This window comes from Gordonia sp. NPDC058843 (assembly GCF_042743165.1).
GTDB lineage: Bacteria > Actinomycetota > Actinomycetes > Mycobacteriales > Mycobacteriaceae > Gordonia.
Genome location: NZ_JBHYNC010000030.1, coordinates 6,344 through 23,918, shown reverse-complemented (window position 1 = coordinate 23,918; position 17,575 = coordinate 6,344). Strand labels below are relative to the sequence as shown.

Genomic DNA, 17,575 nt, shown 5'->3' with positions numbered 1-17,575 from the left:
TTCCGCAGTTGAGGTGGTGAACATGACGAATCGATCCGATCTGGGGGAGCACCGCCGTAAACCCATCCTTCAAGACGACATTTGCAACCGGCCAGGCGATCTACCTGCTTAAACTGCTCTGCGCGCCGAGGGCCGAAAGTGAGAGCCTGCGATCAGTTCAGCGAGTCCGCCGGCAGGCTGGTCACCCGATGCGGCCTGGGTGAGGTAGCCGCGAAGTGCGGCGATGCGCACGATCTGGTCGTCAACCTCATCCCGTCTGCCGGGGGCAGGTGTGCCGAGGATGTTGACGACCCTGCGGGCGCTGCGCAGCAAGGTCGCGCCGATCTCGCTCAGGATGGCATCGAGGTCACGGCGAACCTGATCGCGCTCGGCAGCTGTTGACCACACATCCAAGTCGTCGATCTGGCCGGCCACTTCTCCGGCTACCTCCATGACGGCCCAACAGCGCAGAGCGCGTTGAGGATCGACGGTTGGCAGCCAACTACCGCGCGAGGCGTTGCGCCATTCCTTGCACACCGACGCATCGGACACGTGGGTACCTAGAGCGGCTGCCACAACTCTCGCTGCGTGGCGAGGTGGCATCGCGGCCAGCATCGCGCCGGACCATCGGGCTTCGAGGGCAGCGACATCGCATCGGATCGATTCGGTGAGGTCCTCGGTACGGGTTTCCTGCGCGACATTTGACATGGCAACCACCTTGATGACGAGACGGGTAGATAGTCGCGGCGTGACACCTCAGTGGACTGAGGGCGCGCGCGACTCGTAGTCGTCATCCAGTGCCGAAAAAAGCATCGAGGCCCGGAGAGGTCACCACGGTAACACGCGTGCGACTCCGAGATCCGACCAGCGCGAACCGTCGAGCCCTGGTTGTTCGACCTACTGGGGCCCGTCTGTGTCCAACTCGTGCCCATTCACGACGCCATCCCAGCGGACCGCCATGTGTTTGTTCAACGCGGCAATCGTTGCGGCCGGAATGCCGGTGGTGGTAGCCATCTGCTCGAGATCGGCTCGCCGCCAGGTCCTTCGGCTCTTGCGGGCGCCGGTCACAATCGCGACAAACACCTCGGGGTCGACCGCGGAGGCCTGGAAGAACAGGTCCGCGCGTACCCCAATGCCCACCGAGGTCAAGACCGGTCGCCACACCACATCCAGGGTGTGGGCCAGCGCCCACGCACGCTGATCGTCGTAGAGCAACGGCTCCAACCGGAAATCGATCGGGGTCGGGCTGCTGACTTTCGGCGGCGGCTGGGTCAGATCCACACTGCTGGCCCGTGTGATCACGCTGCTGCATCTCGCCTGTTCGGCAGAACGTGCATCGTTCCTGCCCGGGACTCTCGTAAAGGACTCCGCAATTTCGTGCAGCCATTTCACCACCACGCTGACCCCCTAAGTCGTTGTCGATGTGTGCTGCCCCACACGCTGCGCTCCCACCATCATGTAAGTCGTACGGAATGCAAGGACCTTGCATGTGCCGACACGACAACCTACCTGGTGTCGATTCGAACCATCGATTGCAGGCGGCGCAGCTAACGTGCGACGGGGCGATTGACCTGGCGACACCCGATTCGTTTGAGTCGCCTAGGCCGAATCACTCACCGCCGCCACAATTGATATGCATGTCCATTTTGAACTCAGGGGTCTGGTCCCACTCTGGGGGAAGTTTGTCCTCGTGCACGGTGATGTCCACGTCGACGTGTCCAGAACTGGGGTAGTCCCAGTTGATACCTGTCACGATTCCGACTTCCTCCAGATACTCGTTAGTCGACTGAGGAGGGATCGTGATTGGGCCGGCGGGAAATTCGATATTGGGGTTTTCAGCGGTGAAGGTCTGCGAGCCGCGAGTGAGCTCGATCTTCCATCCGTCTGTCGTGACGACGGTGACAGATTTCGGTGGCGTCCCCTTCGCTCCGTGACAGGTGGCTGCGACCTTGCTTCCTGCGGTGATCGTGAGGTAAGGCGGGGGGAGATGGCTGTCATCACCTACACCGACGAGAACCTGGTCCCGGTCATCAGGGTCAAGTGTCGACACGACCCCGGCGTAGCTGTCCCCGTTCCCGCTGTTTCCACCGATTCCTCCATCTGAGTTAGAGGTTCCACATCCGGTGAGGGCGAGAGCGACCGTGGCGGTCGCCACGGCCGCCCAGGTGATGGCACGCACGGGCCTAGGTGATGGGTGTGAGGGTGTCGAGGCGGTAACCCATGCCGTCGACGACGGTGAGGGTCGCTGAGACGGCGATGGTGTCGAGGGTGGTTCCGGGTGCGTCATTGTCTGCTCCAACGGGCACCGCCTTCCTGCTGATTTGGTAGTAGGTCGACTGGTTCTCGGCTTGGATCGTAACGGTGGCCACGACTCGTTTGCGGGAGGCCTTCAAGTTGGCCCATTCGGTGTTCTGGGAGCCCTTGGTGGGGGCGACGATTCGGCCGATCATCGCGGAGGAGAGCAGCGGCACCGCGCGCAGGACGGCGTCCTGGCTGGAGGTGTCGCGGGTGGGGTTGGTCGAGTACATGGTGCGTAGCGCTGTCAGCGCGACGGCTTCCTCATTGCAAGCATCGACATCGGTGAACGGTTCAGGCAGTTTCGCGCACGAGTCGGGCTTCGCGGCTGGAGGTTTCTGCCCTGCGGAGGGCGTGACACCGCCCTCGACCTGCACCTGGGTGGAGGTCACAACTGAGGGGTACTGATCGGTGTCGTCGCTGCCGGCGCCGCAGCCGGCGAGGAGTGCGGCCGCGGCTGCGGCGGCCGCCACCATCTGGGTGATGCGGGTACGGGTGCGGATCATGAGAGCGGTGTCCTTTCTCGAAACATGTTGCTAGGCAGCGTCTTGGTGTCCGGCGTTGGTGCCGGCGCCGACGTAGCGGCGGCCGACGCCGCCGGGACGCAGTGGGGAGACCTTGATGAGCGTCCCGGATTGTTGGGCTTCGACCATGGTCTTGCCGTCGCCGCGGGCGATCGCGACGTGCCCGGGCCAGAGGATGAGGTCGCCAGCTTGGAGCTGGTCGAGGGGAACGGGGGTGCCGCCGGCCTCTTGGGCGCTGGTGTGGCGGCCAATCTCGATCTTTCCGCGTGAACCTTGGTAGATGGCATAGCGACTCAGTCCGGAGCAGTCGAATCCGATCTTGTTGTAGTCGCCGAAGCTGTCGGCGGTGCCTCCGTCGGTGATCCCTTTCGACGGTCCGGTCAGCGAGCCGCCTCCCCAGGCGTAGGGCAAGCCGATCTGGGACATGGCGGCCAAGACGACGTTCTGCCCGGGTGTCTTCGACTGGTCGTAGCGGAACGGGCCGCGGGGGCTGCCGGTTTCGGCGTTGCCGGTGAGTCCGCCGTCGGCGGCGGTGAACTCTTCGACGTAGGCCAGGATGCGGGGGACGTAGATCTCGGTTTCGCCGTTGGCCGGCACTTCGCATCCGGAGACACCGCCGGGGCCGGCGTTGTACATGGCGAGCATGACCTTGACCGCGGCCTCACCGGTGCAGCCGCGGTCGGCGGCGATCTTGAGCATGGCGCAGTCGTATTTGGCCTGGGCTTTCACCGCGTCGCGGGGGTTGTTCGGATCCCCACCGTCGCCGTAGGCCGCCCAGGTGCCGGGCATGAACTGTGTGTATCCCATTGCCCCAGCGGGAGATACGGCGCCTTTGCGGAAGCCGGACTCGGCTTTGATCTGCGCGGCCAGCAGGGGCGGGCTGATGCCCTCGCACATGGAACCGAACTCGGTCAGCGGTCCGACGAACTCGGCGGGCACCGCCGCGGTGTTCAGCCCGCCGCCAGCACCACCACCGTTGCCCTCGGCGTTGTCCCGGATGACGACCACACCGCTGGTGCAGCCGGCCAGGATCAGCACCGCACACAGCGCGGCGAGTAGCTGCGCGAGGCGGGTGGCGCGCGAGGGTCGGGACAAGTGGGTCATCGCAGCGCCAGCACCAGCGTGATGTAGCGGTCGGTTTCGCCGTTGGCCGGGACCGTGCAGCCGCGTACCGCGGCCTCACCAGCGTTGTACATGGCCAGCATCACCCGGACGGCATCCTCGCCGAGGCATCCACGTGCGTGGGCGACGGCCAGCAGCGAGCAGTCCAGCTCGGCGAGCGCCCGCACGGCATCACGCGGATTGTTGGGGTCACCGCCGTGGCCGTACTGTGCCCAGTCCCGCGGCAGCATCTGTGCGTAACCCGTGGCGCCGGCTGCCGACACGTGACCTTTCTCGAACTTGCTCTCGATGTGCACTTGGGCGCCCAGGAGTGCCGGATCAACACCGTCGCAGAGTGTTCCGTACTCGGTCAGTGGTGCGGTGAACGCGGCCGGGACATCGAGTCGTGGTTCGGCGTCGGCGGGACTCTTCGTGGTCGTCAGAACCAGCACGGCCGCGAGAGCGGCGAGGACCAGTACCGCGGAGGCCGCCGTGGTGTAGATCCACCGCAGCAGACGCCGGGCCGGGGGCGTGGCGGAGGGGGTGGCCATGTCGGCTCCTTTGCTCAACGGGGTGGTGTTCAGCGGCGCCCGGGCAATGGGCCTTCGAGCTGTGGGATGGGGATGGGCCCGCTTTGCGGGGTGGGATCAGCTGGGCGGGCCGGCGCGGTGGACGTGACCGCCGGCGGCGGTGTGGCCGGTGTTGAGGGCGGCGGCTCGGCCGAGGAGGTGGTCGTGGGCGCCTCGGTGGTCTCGGGGACGGCGTCCTCAGTGGTGGTCGGTGTGTACTCAGGGAGGTCGAGTTGGGGCAATGGGGTGGTGACTTGCCAACCTGCGGCGGTGGATTCGAGATTGACGGTGAGCTGGCCGGCACTGGTGGGCACGATGACCAGTTCGCCGCGTGAGTTGCTCGAGGTGGGTCCGGAGATGGCGATCGGGACGACGGGTCGTGCGGCGACGACTTCCCCGGCCACCGCGCCCGGTGCCGCGAACGCCGACAGCGCGGTGATCCATTCGCCGGTGGTGGCGTCGAGGTCGGTGTAGGCGATCGCGTACTTCATCGCGACGATCTGGGGGCTCTTGCGTGCCTGGGTGTCGTCGGTGACGGCGGCCGCATCGTCGCGGGTCACCTCATCACCGGCTTTGAGGACCTGCCGGGTGGCGGTGGTGCTCGTAGTCGCCCCGCCGGCTGCGGTCGCGCTGCTGAGAGCGCCGGGCGCGGGGTCGGGCATGAGCTGGCCGATGAGGATGCATACCCCGATGAGGCCGGCGGCGAGACCGATCAGGCGTTTTGGGGAGTAGAGCACCCAGCGCCGGAGCGGGGTCAGGATCGCGTGCGAGCCGCTGTGGGTGCGGCGGCTGCTACCCATCGAGGTGTCCTCGATCGGTCAGCGACGAGTTGTCCCAGACGTGCGGCCGGGGGGCCGAGGCCTCCCGTGCGGGGCGGTTGATGGAGATGGTGGGCAGCAGCCGTGCCGGTGGCGTTGCCGACGAGCTGGCGCCCGACGGGGCCGAACTGCCGGCCGGGAGTTGTAGCTGGTCCTGGGACGGTCGGTAGAGGCGCATCGGGGCGATGGGGGAGTCGTCGCCGCCGTCCCACACATCCGGTGCCCGCACGGGTGCTGGTGTGTGGGTGTCGATGCGGTCGCGGTGGGGGACTGCGGTGTTGGTGAACCCGCCGGCATGTTCGTCGGCCGACATCCCCCCTGATCCGCTGAGGTGGGAGGAGAGCACTTCGCCGTCGACGATGACCGGGTCGTCGATCCGCGGCCCACTACGGCCGGTCTTGTTCCAGACCGAGTCGGGGTTGTTGACCGAGTTGATGTAGCCCTGGTTGGACTCGCCCTGGGACAGGCGCATCCGATCGAATTGGCCTTCGGGGCGCCATGTCGACGGCGCTGACGGCTGGTAGCCGCCCATGACCTTGAAACCTTGTTTCACGTTGCCGACTTCGTCGCCGATCGCGTTGCCGAGGCCTTCGGCGGCGCCCTGGATCGGGCCGCCGGCCCATTGAGCGCCCTTCCATAGCTTGCTGCCGGCGCCGCGGCCGCGGCGCAACGTCTTCTGGGTGATGGAGGTGGCGTCGCTGCGGGCGACGGTGGAGATCCGTTTGAATGGCCGCATGATCGACCAGGCGATGACGGTCATGATCAGCAGGAACCACAGCCGCCATGCGCCGTCGATACCTGGGGTGACTCCGGAGTACAGGCGCACCAGCGCGACCAGGTAGATACCGAGGATGCCGGCGGCGGCGATCGCCCACAGCCAGGCGCCCATGATGATGCGGAACGCCCGCTCGAGCAGCCCACCCGACATCGCTACCCAGGGCACCCAGATCGGGGCGAACAGGATCGCGAACCGGATCACCAGCAGGCCCAGGATCTTCAGCAGTGATCCGCCGGCCCACACCAGCGACGGCATGCCGGTCTTGACCATCGCCATAAACCCGGTGCTGGTGCGCCCGGAATCTTTGCCCTGAAACTGCCGGTACGCGCCAGTGTCCCTCTCGCCCAGCGTCGTAGCGATCTTGCCGAAGTCTTCGGCCTTCTTATTTGCCTTTTCGTTCGCTTTCTCACCGTCGATGGAGTTGGTGCCCGGTTTCAGCACGTCGCGCTGCTCGTCGTAGCTGAACGCCAACGACTCGCGTAACGCCTTATCGATGGCCTGTCCCTCGGTGGAGGAGGGGTCGTGGTTGGGGCCGAACCAGCCTTTGTAGTAGTCGGGGAGTAGGACGTTTTCGATCATCACGTTGCGGGGGTCGTCGGCGGTGATGCCGCCGCCGACCTGCAAGATCGTGGATTGGGTGTCGGTGATCAGGGATGCGAAGGTGTCATCGGCGACGCTGATGGCTTTCTGGGGTGCGCCGATCATGAGCCCGCCGAGCAGCATCGTCGCACCGCACAGCATGACGACCTTCATCACCGCTGCGGTGTTTTGTTGCAGCGCACGGTATCCGGCGACACAGGCGGCGACCATGAACGCCAGCCCCACCCACGGGGTGAACACCCGGTCTTTCAACGTGGTGGCTACGGCGGTGACGATGTTGTCGAAGTTCTTCCACATCGGGGTGATCCCGCGGGCCTGGGCCTCGGCGGGGGTGGCGGCTTGGTCGTCGAGCCAGAACGCCATCGCCATCAGGTGCTTACCGATCGACAGGAAGGCGTTACCGACCTTGGTGTCGGCCACGGCATCCGGTGCGCGGGTGGGATCGGGTCCGCATCCGAGGTCGTAGGTGTGCCAGCTCAGCCCGGCCCATCCGTACACCTCGTAGGGATGGGCCGGGTCGCCGTTGCCGGAGTTGTTGCGCGACTTGGATTGTTCGTCGAACCACGCCTCATTGGGTTCGCGCGGCATCTGCGGCCGCGGGGACTCTTTGCACTCATACCCCGACTTCAACGCGTCGAGTGGATTCGGGATCGCGTTCGCCGAGGCCTGGGGGCCGAACACCGTCATCGCCAGAATCCCGACCACCAGCACCAGCCGCACCCACCGCGACGTCCGTTGCGCCACGGGTACTCGGCGGCCCATGCGGGGCGTGACGGGGGTGGGGTGTGTCCGGATCTGGCGGCGTGGCATCAGGCGACTCCCCGCGCGGTGGTGGGTCGTGCGGTGCGCGACGCGGTGGGGTCCGAGCGCAGGATGTCGAAGACGTGGGCGAGGTGGGTGAAGTTGGACCAGTCGGCGGTGATCAGCTCGATATCGTCGCCCATCTTCACCACGAACTGGCGTGGCCGGTCGCCCTGGCGGCGGGCGGCGCGCACATCCTCGTCGTGGGTTTGGTCCTCACTGCCACCGATCCCGCGTAGCACCGCTTCATAGCCTTGCCCGACAGGCAGACCGAGGAGTTTGAGGGCGCCGGCGATCGCGGTCTCGCTGGAGCCGACGTCGCCGACGAACACCTCGTAGGCCAGGGCGGATTGGTCGTCGCCGCCGTCGGTGAGGCCGAGGAAGTCATCGGCGAGCTGGGAACCGACGAAGGCGCGGACGTTGAACTTGCGGGTGTCGCGGTTGATGCGCTGGTTGAGGGTGGCCCCGGCGCCGGTCTCTTTGAGGTACTTGTTCTCATCGAGGAACAGCACTTTGCGCACCCAGCGCGGCATGTCGTAGATCATCCGGTTGGCCAGCCACGCCGCCAGGTGCATCAGCGGCCCGGCCATACGCTGCTCGGGTGACCACTGCTCCTCGGGGATGCGGTCCGAGGGCAGCTGCAAACCCGGCATCGTCAGGATGGTCAGACGGTCGCTGTCGTGGGCCTGGGGAACGCGACCGGTCGAGCCAGTCGGCGGGAACAGCACTCGGGCCGACGGCAACTGACGCATCGCTTCGAGCTCGTCGAAGATCGCGCGGGCGGCCTCCCGAAATTCCTCACTCGTCGATCCACTGAGGTCCTGGGTGTAGCGCCCGATCATCTCCAAGGGTTCGAGCGCGGAGTGATCGATGCTGCCGCCGACCTCGGTCGCAGCACGCTGCAACACCTGGTTAGTGGTGCGCAGTCCCCGGGTTTGGGGGGTGAGCATCATCCGGAACACGGTGACGACAGTGGAGATGCGTTCGGATTCGGCGGCGTGACGGTCGGCGGCCAGGCGGTTACGTGCGGCGGCCACCCGGGAATCCCAGTCGGGTTCGGTGCCGAAGTTCTCGTCGTTGTCGGGGTTGTAGTCCCAGTCCTCGGGATTGGGGTCGCGGATGACGTGATACGGGTTGAGCGCACCCGGCTGGGAGCGGGCGCCGGTGAGTTCGTAGACGCGGGTGAACGGTGTGAGTTCGGGAATGAGTTTGAGTCGCGACAGCGGCCCGGAGGGGTCGAGGATGACACCGTGCGCCCCGGCCCGAACCATCTGGTAGACGCAGATCGCGGCCATGAACGTCTTACCCGAGCCGAGGCCGCCGACGATCGGGGTCAGACCGGACTTCTGGATCAGGGGATCTTCCATCGCGGCGAACGAGTTCCAGGCGACCGGCCGTGCCGCGATCGATGCGGTGCGGCCGAGGATGATGCCGGTACGGTCACCGACCCGATCACCCACGGCGGCCATCCCGGAGGCGGCGGTGCGGACCGGCATGCGGCGCTGGTGAGCGGTGTTGGCCTGGGGTTCGCACGGCAAGAACTCGCGCAGCAGCTGCACCTGGCCGTGCTCAACGTGCAGCTCGATCGTCGGTTCGTACACTTCCCGCAAACGGGCGACCTTGTTGCGCACCTCTTCTGGGGAGGAACCCACAACAGCGATGCGCCACCAGCCGTGCACCCGGGTGACGAACCCGGTGTGATCGTGATCGGCCTCTTCGATGACCTGCTTGCTCATCTGATACTGCTCCCGCAATGCCTGCGGGGGGTCTTCGTCGTGTTCGACGGTGTAGTGATCGAACTGGGCTTTGATCTTGTCGGCTTGGCGCTGCATGACCTTTCGGGCCTCACCGGCATCGAGCAACCGCACCCGCTCGGACCATTCCAGGGTGGCGTCGACTCCATCGCCGAGAACCTGCCAGGGCAGCATGCGTTCAGGGATGGGCAGCGCACCCATGCGGCCGACGGTGACCACGATGACAAACCCGGTGTGGCGCCGGCCGTTGACCGTTCCACTGACCTGCACGTAGTCGTCACCGGGCACGATCGCGAGATCGGCCAGATCAGCGAGCGCGGCGACGTCGTTGACCGACCAATCCCCGGCGGTGCCAGCCGACCGGCTCGGCGGCGCTTCCAGGGGCAGCCCGAGACTCGCCGAGCGGCGGAGCAGGTAGTCGAGCTGCCCGGGCTGGGCGGGGCGTGCACCGAACCCGCTGGCAGCCATGACGCGTTCGATCTCGGCGAGGTATTCGCGCCGAGACTGCAACTCAGTGTCGGCGACGCTGTCAGCGAAACGCCGCAGCCAGGCGAACGCCCCGAAACCGTGCCGTTGTCCGGTTGCTGCGGCGGCGCGTTCGACTAGCCGTGACGTCGCCGGTCGGGTGGGTAGGTAGATCCCCCAGAACCGCAGCTTGACCGTGGGGTGTTCATACAGCAACGCGGTCTGCTGACCGGCGAGGTACTCATCCCACGAGAGGGCGCCGGGGACATCGGGCAGCGGCGAGGACAGTTCCTGGCTCCCGGGCTCACCGGCATCGGCGTGCGGGTCGCGGCCGTAGGCCCAGTTGTTGTGCTGACGCGCCCACTGCTGCACCGGCCAGGTGGTGCGCACGGTCCGGCGGTGCAACTGCTCGACGCCGAGGTCGGCCAGGCGTGCCATCACCCGCGCTTCGGTGTCGATCATCTGACGCTGACGGGCGTTCTCACGCATCGTCCACGCCCCCGGGGGTTGGACGAACCAGGCGATCGCTTCGGTCTTGGAGAACGTGACGTGCCCCAGGGTGCCGGTCATCTTCGGCTTCAACGCCCGACGACCCGCGGCCACCTGGTAGTCGCTCGCCGCCTGGACATCGGCCTGACGGCGCTTACGCACTGCGCCCGAGGACTTCTCCGTCGTCTTGCGCGACCCGCCTCGTCGACCCCACCGGCGTCGGCGAGGCGACGCCTCATCGGCCTCGCTGTCGGGGACCTCGTCGTACCTCTCGACGTCGTCACCGGCGTACACGTCCTCGGCGCCAACATGGCCGGCGGTCGTCCACTCCCCGACGACGGTCACCGGATGCTGCTCGGCCGGTTCGTCTGCCGAATGCCGCGGCGCCGCAGGCGCGGTCGGCGGCTGCATGGCCGCAGCCTGCTCTTGTTCGCGTTCCTGGGCGCGTTTGCGCTTCTCTGCATCGCGCCATGACGGCGGAAGCGTGACCGCCAGCTCGCGAGGCGGCAGACCACTCGGTGGCGCCGGCCGCCGGCGCGCGGGGTCGAAGAGATCGGCGAAATCGTCACTCACGCGGCATCACTCCACAAATCGGCAGGTGCGTTGGGGTCGTCGGTGCCGAAATGGCGCATCCGATGGGCAGGTAGTGGCGCCACCGGCACTGCCGTTCCGGTCTTGGGTGGGCGCGGCGCGACGAGGTCGTTGAAGGCGGCGGTCAGAACCGAGCGCACGGTCACATCGCCGGTGATGAAGCGCATCAACCGGGCGGTGATGAAGATCGTGATTCCGAACAGGATCAGCGTCGAACTCGACGACCACGGGATCGACAGCAAACCGCGGAGGATAACGGTGGTCGTCACGAACACCAGAGCGCCGACACCGTAGGCGGTGTAGCGAATCTTGACCGGCGCGGTCTTGCCGGGCGGGCCAAGGTAGATGCGATCGACCCGGTGCAGCAGGTCATCGGTGTGATACATCGCGCAGCGCCTGGCCTCAGAGTCCGATCAGGCTCAGCGCCCACTGCTGGACCGTCTGCTGGGTCGCGGCGCTGCCGGCGATGCCGACGATCATCAACACGATCACGCTCAGCACGAAGACGGTGATCACTTTCGACGCGTTCTGCCGCAGGGCACCCATACCGGCGACGCAGGCAATGCCCAAGATGATCACGGCGAACACGTTGTCTTTGATCCACGACGTCAGCGTCTGCGTTCCGACCTCGTTCTCGGCCGCCAGCAGGAGCGAGTCGGTGCTGTGCACCGCCAGACCGCCGCCACCGGAAGGGGTGTGCGCAGAGGCGAGCAAAACCATTGCATCGGGAAGCGTTTCGATCATCTCAGTCCAATCAGAGTGGGGTCTCGGTGAAGAGGGCGATCCAAACATCGCTGCCTTGAGTTGGACGCTACTGCCAGTTTTTGCCGATGCAACGCACGACTGCGAACAAGCCGAAAATGCCGCTCCGCGGAACGCTCTGAGGCACAACCCCTTCGGGGATCAGGCCCGCCCCCCGTAGGGGGGCGGGCCTGCGTCTAGGAGAAATCCGCGGCTCAACCACCTTTGATCCAGCCGCTGATCTTGATGCTCAAACAGCTTCCTGCGCAGCGCTATGCGGAGGCCTGTGGCTGCCGCACCGGGAGCGTCCAAATTGGTCGGCAGTCGTGCGTTGCGCGGCGCGAAATCGGGGTTACGTTCGACTCACTGGACCGATCCGATGAGGAGTGGGTGTGACCGATCCGTTGTCGCGTGAAATAGAAGCGACTGTGCGCGACATGTTCTCGGCTGGGCCCTCGTCGTCGAAGGCTCCGAAGAACGCTGGAAACGATAGCCAAAACGGCGTCGACAACGCACGCTTCATCCCGCTCTCGGTGGTCCCGGCGGTCGTGTTCGGGCTGCTCTGCTACACCGCTGGAATCAGCGCTCCGATCCCCGTGCTGGCGAGCGTTCTCGCCCATCCGGCGGTGGTGTGGGTGCTCACTCATCAACCGTTGGTGATCGTTGCGCTCGTTGCGATAGCGATCATCGATGGGTTGCGGTTCAACGCGTTCCGTCATCGCCGCGCGGTGTGCCGCATGGTGTGGCAGGCCACTCGTCAGCAGCCGGTGTGGGTGCGGGTGCCGTGGTGGGTACGACCCGGGCGGTTGGTGTCGGCGCGAATCAAGCTCGTCTCCGGCTCGGTGATCGACGACGCCCCCATGGGCAGGCTCACCGCGGCGGTCAAACACCGCTACGAGAACCATCGATGGGAGTACACCGTCACCCATCGCGGCGATCGGTTGTTCATCACGCGTACGCCGGTGGTGCCCGATACCCGGTCGCAGCGGCATCGCACGTTGCAGGCAGCGTTGGACGCGAACTCGATCCTGCCCGATGCCGCGGTCACGGTCCTGGGCCATGACGAGGCCGGGCATGAGAGTGGGTATCGGATCGGGTTCACTCCGAACCTCAAGACGGGCAACGAGTCCTACCAGAACACAGTCGCCGACGCGTTGGTGACCCTGGCCGGTGTGCACGAGTCCGGGCACCTGTGGGATGTGGCGTGGCGGGTCGACCGCGGCTATGTCGACCTCGGCCTGAAAGCGCCGCTGCCCACCCGGGTGGACCATCCCCTCGACATCGCCGATGATGAGCGGCTGCACGTGCCGTACGCCACCGGTGAGGCTGGCCAGCTGGCGGTGTGGAACATCTCCACCTCATCCTCGGCCCCGCACATGCTCGTCATCGGCCCGACCGGTGGCGGTAAGACCACCCTGATCCTGTCGGTCATCACCGAACTCGTCCGCCGCAACGTGCCCGTCATCGGGGTCGATCCGAAGAAGATCGAACTCGACGGCATCCATGACCATCCCGGCGTCGCCGCGGTCATCATCAACCCGGTCCGGGCGGCGATGCTGGTGCGGGCGTTGTGCACCGAGATGCACGCGCGCATGGACTACGTGCGCATCAACAAGATGGAAGCCAAAGAGCTACCGATGCTCGTGGTGGTCCTCGACGAGTTCTTCATCCTGTCCGCGGCCTGGCAGCGGATGCTCAAGTCCGGCGACGAGGACACCAAGGACCTCCTCAAGAGCCTCGACCCGTTGGGGGCGATCGCCGAACTGGGAGCGCTTTCGCGGTCCTCGGGTATCCGCATGCTCGTCGGGGTGCAGCGTCCCGACGCCCAGATCTTCGGCGCCAACTCGGGTTCGGTGCGCGACAACTTCAAGACCCGCGCCTCGTTGGCATCGCTGTCCCAAGACGGCGCGATGATGCTGTGGGGCGACGCGCAGGTCGGCCGCAACGTCGACGCCTCGGTCCCCGGTCGCGCGACCGCCACCAAACTCGACGGCAACCCGATGGATGCGCAGGTGTGGTGGACGCCCAACCTTGACCGCCACCCCAACAAATGGAACCGCATGAGCGCGAAAGACCAGGCGCTCATCACCAGCCTCACCCCCGACGAAGGCCCCTCGGTCACCTGCTACTCGAGCGAACTCGCCGAGCTCCTGCGCGACGAGCAACAGATGTCGATGCAGAAAGAGTTTGCACCGGAACCGATGCTGATCGGCGGCCGCTCGCTGGACACCACGCCCGACGATCTGCCCGATGCGCTCCCGGCAAATCAGCTCACCGAGGGCACGGCGATCCTCGTCGACATCGACGGCCAGCTCACCGAGGCCACCGTGCTGACTGTCACCACCACCGACAGCGGCGCCACCGAAATCCGCGCCCAGATCGCCGGCACCCGCCAGATCGTGACCGAACGCTACCGCCCACACGAACCGGCGTTCCTCGCCGCCGCCGACACCACCGCCACCGTCCCCGCATAGCTGCCGAGCTGACCACCGCTTTCCGTCCAACCAACCCCTAAAGAGAGAGGCACGTGAATGTCTGAACGTCTGAACCTCACCATCAACCCCACCGAGCAGGAGTGGGAGGCCATGGAGACCCCGTTCCGCCGCCAGGGCGCCAAGGACCCGCTGATCTCCGAGCTACGCGACGTGCTGTACGCGGGCCCGGCCTGGATCGGCAAAGCCCGCGACGGCGGCGGGATCGCCGCCGACCGCCTCCAGGAGATCATCGACGCCGCCGAGACCAAGGCCGCCACCCTCGCCCATCTGCCAGAAGGGGAGCACCGCAACAAGGCCCACGCCGCGGCGACCGACGCCGCCGACGCCGCCAAAAAGCTCCTCGCGGAGTTGAACTTCGGCCCCGGCGAGCGCGGTGCTCACCAAGCGGGCGAACACCACCAGCACAACGGCGTCACCGTCTGACCGGCGCCGGCACAGACAACGACCACGGAAAGGAGGCACGTAGGCGATGGCCACCCCCACGATCGATGTCGTCATCCACGACGATCTGAGCGCCGATGTGCTTACTCCGCAAGGCCGCGTGGTGAGGAAGCTGACCGTCACCACTGACGGCGATCTCGGAGCAGCCGTCGGTGATTACGTCGCCGAGCAAGCGCGTCTGTTCGAGACACCGGTGCTGGTGCGTACCAGCCGCGGCGACGGTGACGCCGGCAGTCTTCTGCTCGTCGATGGCGACCGGCAAGCCACCGAGATGGTCCTCACCGATGACGGCACCGTCGTGCCCGCCACCGAGCTACGGGAGGACGGCTTCCTGACCGAGACCACCGAACCGGTCGTCGACGACGTCGAAACGCTCCTCGAGGATGTGGTCGACGAGGCCTCCCACAACGACGCCATCCACGACGAGGTCACCCAGACCGCTGACTTCACCGTCAACGAGCCCATCCTCAACGAGCCCATCCTCACCGAGCCCATCCTCACCGAGCCCATCCCCACCCAGCCCATTGCCCCCGAACCAGTCGCACCGCCACCGGCCCCTCAGGCATCGCCGCGCCCCCGGCCCGCCACCACACCGACCGGACCGGTACAGGTGCCTACCGGTGGCGCCGCAGAAGTTCCCGGCGAGCACGGGTTCGGCGCGCCGCAGGCCCGTCCCGAACCCACACAAGCCCCCCGCCCACCGCGCCCCAAGCCCGCCGGGAAACGCAGTGCGGGTCCGCACGTGCCTCGCCCACCGCGATCCGCTCCCGCGCCGGCCGAGCACGACGCGGGACGGGCCGGTCGGCTGGGTCAGGTGTGGGCCAACCACCGCCGACCGATCCTGGTGATCGCCGGCGCGGTGCTGGCCCTCGCCGTGGCCGCAGGGCTACTGGCCGGTGGCCTGTTCTCCAGCGGCGACTCCACCGCCCCGACCGATCCGGTCGAGGCGATGGCCACCCCCGACCCCACCTCCGACGCCGTCGAATGCCCCACCCGCACAGAGGGCGCCACCACCACCGGCCGCGACCCCGGCAATCAGACCTCAGGCGCCAACGTCATCAAGGCCTTCGACTACGCCTACTACACCTGGCGCTCGGGCACCGCCGCGCGGGCGATGGTGTCCTCGGACGGCAAAGTCGCCCCCGCCATCCAGATCCAGTCCGCGATCGACGTCCTCGACCAGGACCTGCGCTACTGCCTGTCCATCACCGACCGCGGGAAAGGCGTCTACGGCGTCGAACTCACCGAAATCCCGCCCATCGGGGAGCCCCGGGTGATCAACCAGAAGATCACCACCACCGAAATCGGCGGCAAATTCTGGATCTCCGCCATCGAAAAAGACACCCCCAAACCCTGAAACCGTCCCTCAGACACTCCATTCCCGCGAAAGGAAACCCCACCGATGATGAACACCCTGACCGAGGACCGCGCCGCGGCGCGCGCCCACGCAGCACCACCGCCGCGTGCCGCGCGGCGGGCACTGCGCACCACGATCGCCTCCACCGCAGTCGCCGCGTCGTTGGCCGGCGCCGTGCTCTCGGCCGCACCCGCGCTGGCCGATCCCGAACAGGGCGGCGTGATCCCGGAATCCACGCCCGACCAGGGTGGGGTCACCCCCGAAGCGCCGCCGGCCACACCGCCCCCGGTGTCGCCGCCGCCGCAAGCCCCGCCCACCTACAACCCAGGCCCGGGTGTGATCCCCGCGCCCCCGCAGGAAGCGCCGTACCAGCCCTACGTCGAACCGCAGGTCTACAACGAGCCCACCTACGACCAGGCCTACAACCCGGCCCCGCCGCGGGCCTACACCCTGCCACGCCCGGTCGCGCCGGTCCGCCCGATCGCCCCACCGCCCAAGACGCTGCGCGTGGGCAACATCGTTGTCGAGGAAGATCAACTCAAGCGCGACGCACCGTGGCTGACCAACGCCCAGCGCAACTCGATCAACGCCTGGGCGGCCTACGGCGAAGCCAAGATCGCCCAAGGATTGATCTCGGTCGGCGTCCCGGAGGATGAGGCGTCCCGCCAGGCCGCGGCCACCATCATCGGCGTCGCGCTCGGCGGTACCGCCGGTGCAGCAGCCGCGGGCATCCCGGCCGCGGTCGTAGGCGGTCTCGGTGGCGCCGCGATCGGCGCCGGCATCGGTTTCGCTGTCGGCTCTGTCCCCGTACCGGGTCCGCAGACCGGCGTCAGTACCGCTGCGGGCGCGGGTATCGGCGCTGCGGCCGGTGCTGCGCTGCTGGGCATCCCCGCAGCGATCGCCGGTGGTGTGGTCGGAGGTGTCGCCGGCGGCGTGATCGCACACGCCCTGGGCGCTGGTGACCCCGGTGCACGCCCGGACCGCCCTCGACTCCCGGGGGAGCCCGAACCGGCCCGCCCTCAGCCGCGCAAGCCGCAGCAGCAGGTTGTGATCGACAACCCCGGCGCCAACCAGTACGAGGTGCATCTGCCCGCCGACCAGGCGGCCAAAGCCGGTCTGCCGGCCGTGCATTACCAGGTCAACATGCGCGGAGATGTCAACGCGCAGGTCAACGTTGGTGGCCGCAACCTGGAAGCGAACTGGAGCGGCGAGCAGGCCCGCGCCCCGTATGCCGCGCTCGGTGCGGCGAAGGACCAGGCCGAGAAGACGGTCAACCAGTGGACCCGCCAGGCCAGTGACCAGCTCAAGCAGGTCGTGCCCGGCATCGACGTCGCCTGGCCCCAGGAAAAGAAGCCGGCCAACCCCGGTCCCAGACACGCCCGCCAGTAATCGAGGGGTGCGGGCGCACCACGGATGCCGGGGAACCTGAGCCGCCACCTGCGGCTCGGGCCTCGGCATCCACTCGTTCCCCTCCGCGACGAAAGACGCCCACCCCCACAGTGTTTGCACACGAAAGGACATGACGACGTGCCAACCATGAGGCGAGTACACACCGCCACACTCGGCGCCGCTGCTGCGGTGGCGATAGTGCTGGTGGCCGGATGCGGCGACGACGCGCCAGACAGCCGCAGCGCCAAGGCGATCAGCCCGTCGACGGTGCCCTCAACTGAGGCCGATCTGGACGCGATCGTGCTCGGCTGGGGCCAGAAACTCGACCCGAACGAGATCACCCACCCCACACCCGAGGACCTCGAGGTGACCTGCACCGGCCGCGACG

15 protein-coding genes and 1 pseudogene are annotated in these 17,575 nt (G+C 67.1%); 5 read left to right on the top strand and 11 right to left on the bottom strand.

The annotated features are described in order from the left end of the window. Positions 1–108: 108 nt before the first annotated feature. The 11 genes from ACFW3F_RS18140 to ACFW3F_RS18090 form a co-directional block, all read right to left on the bottom strand. Positions 109–531, bottom strand: a complete 423-nt coding sequence (locus ACFW3F_RS18140) for a hypothetical protein (protein ID WP_388059784.1) — start codon at positions 529–531, stop codon at positions 109–111. A 345-nt stretch (positions 532–876) separates the two neighbouring features. Further along, positions 877–1,281, bottom strand: a complete 405-nt coding sequence (locus tag ACFW3F_RS18135) for a hypothetical protein (protein ID WP_388059783.1) — start codon at positions 1,279–1,281, stop codon at positions 877–879. A gap of 307 nt (positions 1,282–1,588) precedes the next feature. After that, positions 1,589–2,158, bottom strand: coding sequence for a hypothetical protein (locus tag ACFW3F_RS18130; protein ID WP_388059781.1), 570 nt, complete (start codon positions 2,156–2,158; stop codon positions 1,589–1,591). 4 nt (positions 2,159–2,162) lie between these two features. Further along, positions 2,163–2,780 carry a hypothetical protein gene (locus ACFW3F_RS18125; protein WP_388059779.1) on the bottom strand — a complete coding sequence of 206 codons (618 nt, stop codon included), beginning with the start codon at positions 2,778–2,780 and terminating at the stop codon, positions 2,163–2,165. Positions 2,781–2,810: 30 nt separating this feature from the next. Beyond that, positions 2,811–3,902: an NlpC/P60 family protein gene (locus ACFW3F_RS18120; protein WP_388059778.1), complete on the bottom strand. Its 1,092-nt coding sequence runs from the start codon at positions 3,900–3,902 to the stop codon at positions 2,811–2,813. After that, a complete protein-coding gene (locus ACFW3F_RS18115) occupies positions 3,899–4,450 on the bottom strand; it encodes a lytic transglycosylase domain-containing protein (protein WP_388059776.1) in 552 nt (183 codons plus the stop codon). The genes ACFW3F_RS18120 and ACFW3F_RS18115 overlap by 4 nt, the downstream gene beginning before the upstream one ends. Positions 4,451–4,479: 29 nt before the next feature. Further along, positions 4,480–5,268, bottom strand: coding sequence for a hypothetical protein (locus ACFW3F_RS18110; RefSeq protein WP_388059774.1), 789 nt, complete (start codon positions 5,266–5,268; stop codon positions 4,480–4,482). Then, complete coding sequence (locus tag ACFW3F_RS18105) at positions 5,261–7,474, bottom strand: hypothetical protein (protein WP_388059772.1); 2,214 nt, start codon at positions 7,472–7,474, stop codon at positions 5,261–5,263. The genes ACFW3F_RS18110 and ACFW3F_RS18105 overlap by 8 nt, the downstream gene beginning before the upstream one ends. After that, complete coding sequence (locus tag ACFW3F_RS18100) at positions 7,474–10,746, bottom strand: ATP-binding protein (protein ID WP_388059770.1); 3,273 nt, start codon at positions 10,744–10,746, stop codon at positions 7,474–7,476. Before ACFW3F_RS18100 ends, ACFW3F_RS18105 begins: the two co-directional genes overlap by 1 nt. Continuing rightward, positions 10,743–11,150: a hypothetical protein gene (locus ACFW3F_RS18095; protein WP_388059769.1), complete on the bottom strand. Its 408-nt coding sequence runs from the start codon at positions 11,148–11,150 to the stop codon at positions 10,743–10,745. Before ACFW3F_RS18095 ends, ACFW3F_RS18100 begins: the two co-directional genes overlap by 4 nt. A 16-nt stretch (positions 11,151–11,166) precedes the next feature. Next, positions 11,167–11,508, bottom strand: coding sequence for a hypothetical protein (locus ACFW3F_RS18090; protein WP_388059768.1), 342 nt, complete (start codon positions 11,506–11,508; stop codon positions 11,167–11,169). Between the two features lie 434 nt (positions 11,509–11,942). Between ACFW3F_RS18090 and ACFW3F_RS18085 the strand changes: the two genes are divergently transcribed. The 5 genes and pseudogenes from ACFW3F_RS18085 to ACFW3F_RS18065 form a co-directional block, all read left to right on the top strand. Continuing rightward, entirely contained in the window at positions 11,943–13,979 is a 2,037-nt protein-coding gene (locus ACFW3F_RS18085; RefSeq protein WP_388059767.1) for an FtsK/SpoIIIE domain-containing protein, read from the top strand. 57 nt (positions 13,980–14,036) lie between these two features. After that, positions 14,037–14,423 (top strand): hypothetical protein, encoded by a 387-nt coding sequence (locus ACFW3F_RS18080; protein ID WP_388059765.1) that lies wholly within the window; start codon positions 14,037–14,039, stop codon positions 14,421–14,423. A gap of 46 nt (positions 14,424–14,469) precedes the next feature. Beyond that, positions 14,470–15,798 (top strand): hypothetical protein, encoded by a 1,329-nt coding sequence (locus ACFW3F_RS18075; RefSeq protein WP_388059763.1) that lies wholly within the window; start codon positions 14,470–14,472, stop codon positions 15,796–15,798. 45 nt (positions 15,799–15,843) lie between these two features. After that, complete coding sequence (locus ACFW3F_RS18070; protein ID WP_388059762.1) at positions 15,844–17,187, top strand: hypothetical protein; 1,344 nt, start codon at positions 15,844–15,846, stop codon at positions 17,185–17,187. Between the two features lie 147 nt (positions 17,188–17,334). After that, positions 17,335–17,575, top strand: a pseudogene (locus ACFW3F_RS18065) (hypothetical protein); the annotation flags it as partial.

Bases quoted from the DNA above. Each gene is read 5' to 3' on its own strand.
- ACFW3F_RS18120 (WP_388059778.1), bottom strand. From the start codon at position 3,902: ATGACCCACTTGTCCCGACCCTCGCGCGCCACCCGCCTCGCGCAGCTA.
- ACFW3F_RS18070 (WP_388059762.1), top strand. From the start codon at position 15,844: ATGATGAACACCCTGACCGAGGACCGCGCCGCGGCGCGCGCCCACGCA.
- ACFW3F_RS18125 (WP_388059779.1), bottom strand. From the start codon at position 2,780: ATGATCCGCACCCGTACCCGCATCACCCAGATGGTGGCGGCCGCCGCA.
- ACFW3F_RS18095 (WP_388059769.1), bottom strand. From the start codon at position 11,150: ATGTATCACACCGATGACCTGCTGCACCGGGTCGATCGCATCTACCTT.
- ACFW3F_RS18075 (WP_388059763.1), top strand. From the start codon at position 14,470: ATGGCCACCCCCACGATCGATGTCGTCATCCACGACGATCTGAGCGCC.
- ACFW3F_RS18105 (WP_388059772.1), bottom strand. From the start codon at position 7,474: ATGCCACGCCGCCAGATCCGGACACACCCCACCCCCGTCACGCCCCGC.
- ACFW3F_RS18090 (WP_388059768.1), bottom strand. From the start codon at position 11,508: ATGATCGAAACGCTTCCCGATGCAATGGTTTTGCTCGCCTCTGCGCAC.
- ACFW3F_RS18080 (WP_388059765.1), top strand. From the start codon at position 14,037: ATGTCTGAACGTCTGAACCTCACCATCAACCCCACCGAGCAGGAGTGG.
- ACFW3F_RS18110 (WP_388059774.1), bottom strand. From the start codon at position 5,268: ATGGGTAGCAGCCGCCGCACCCACAGCGGCTCGCACGCGATCCTGACC.
- ACFW3F_RS18085 (WP_388059767.1), top strand. From the start codon at position 11,943: ATGTTCTCGGCTGGGCCCTCGTCGTCGAAGGCTCCGAAGAACGCTGGA.
- ACFW3F_RS18115 (WP_388059776.1), bottom strand. From the start codon at position 4,450: ATGGCCACCCCCTCCGCCACGCCCCCGGCCCGGCGTCTGCTGCGGTGG.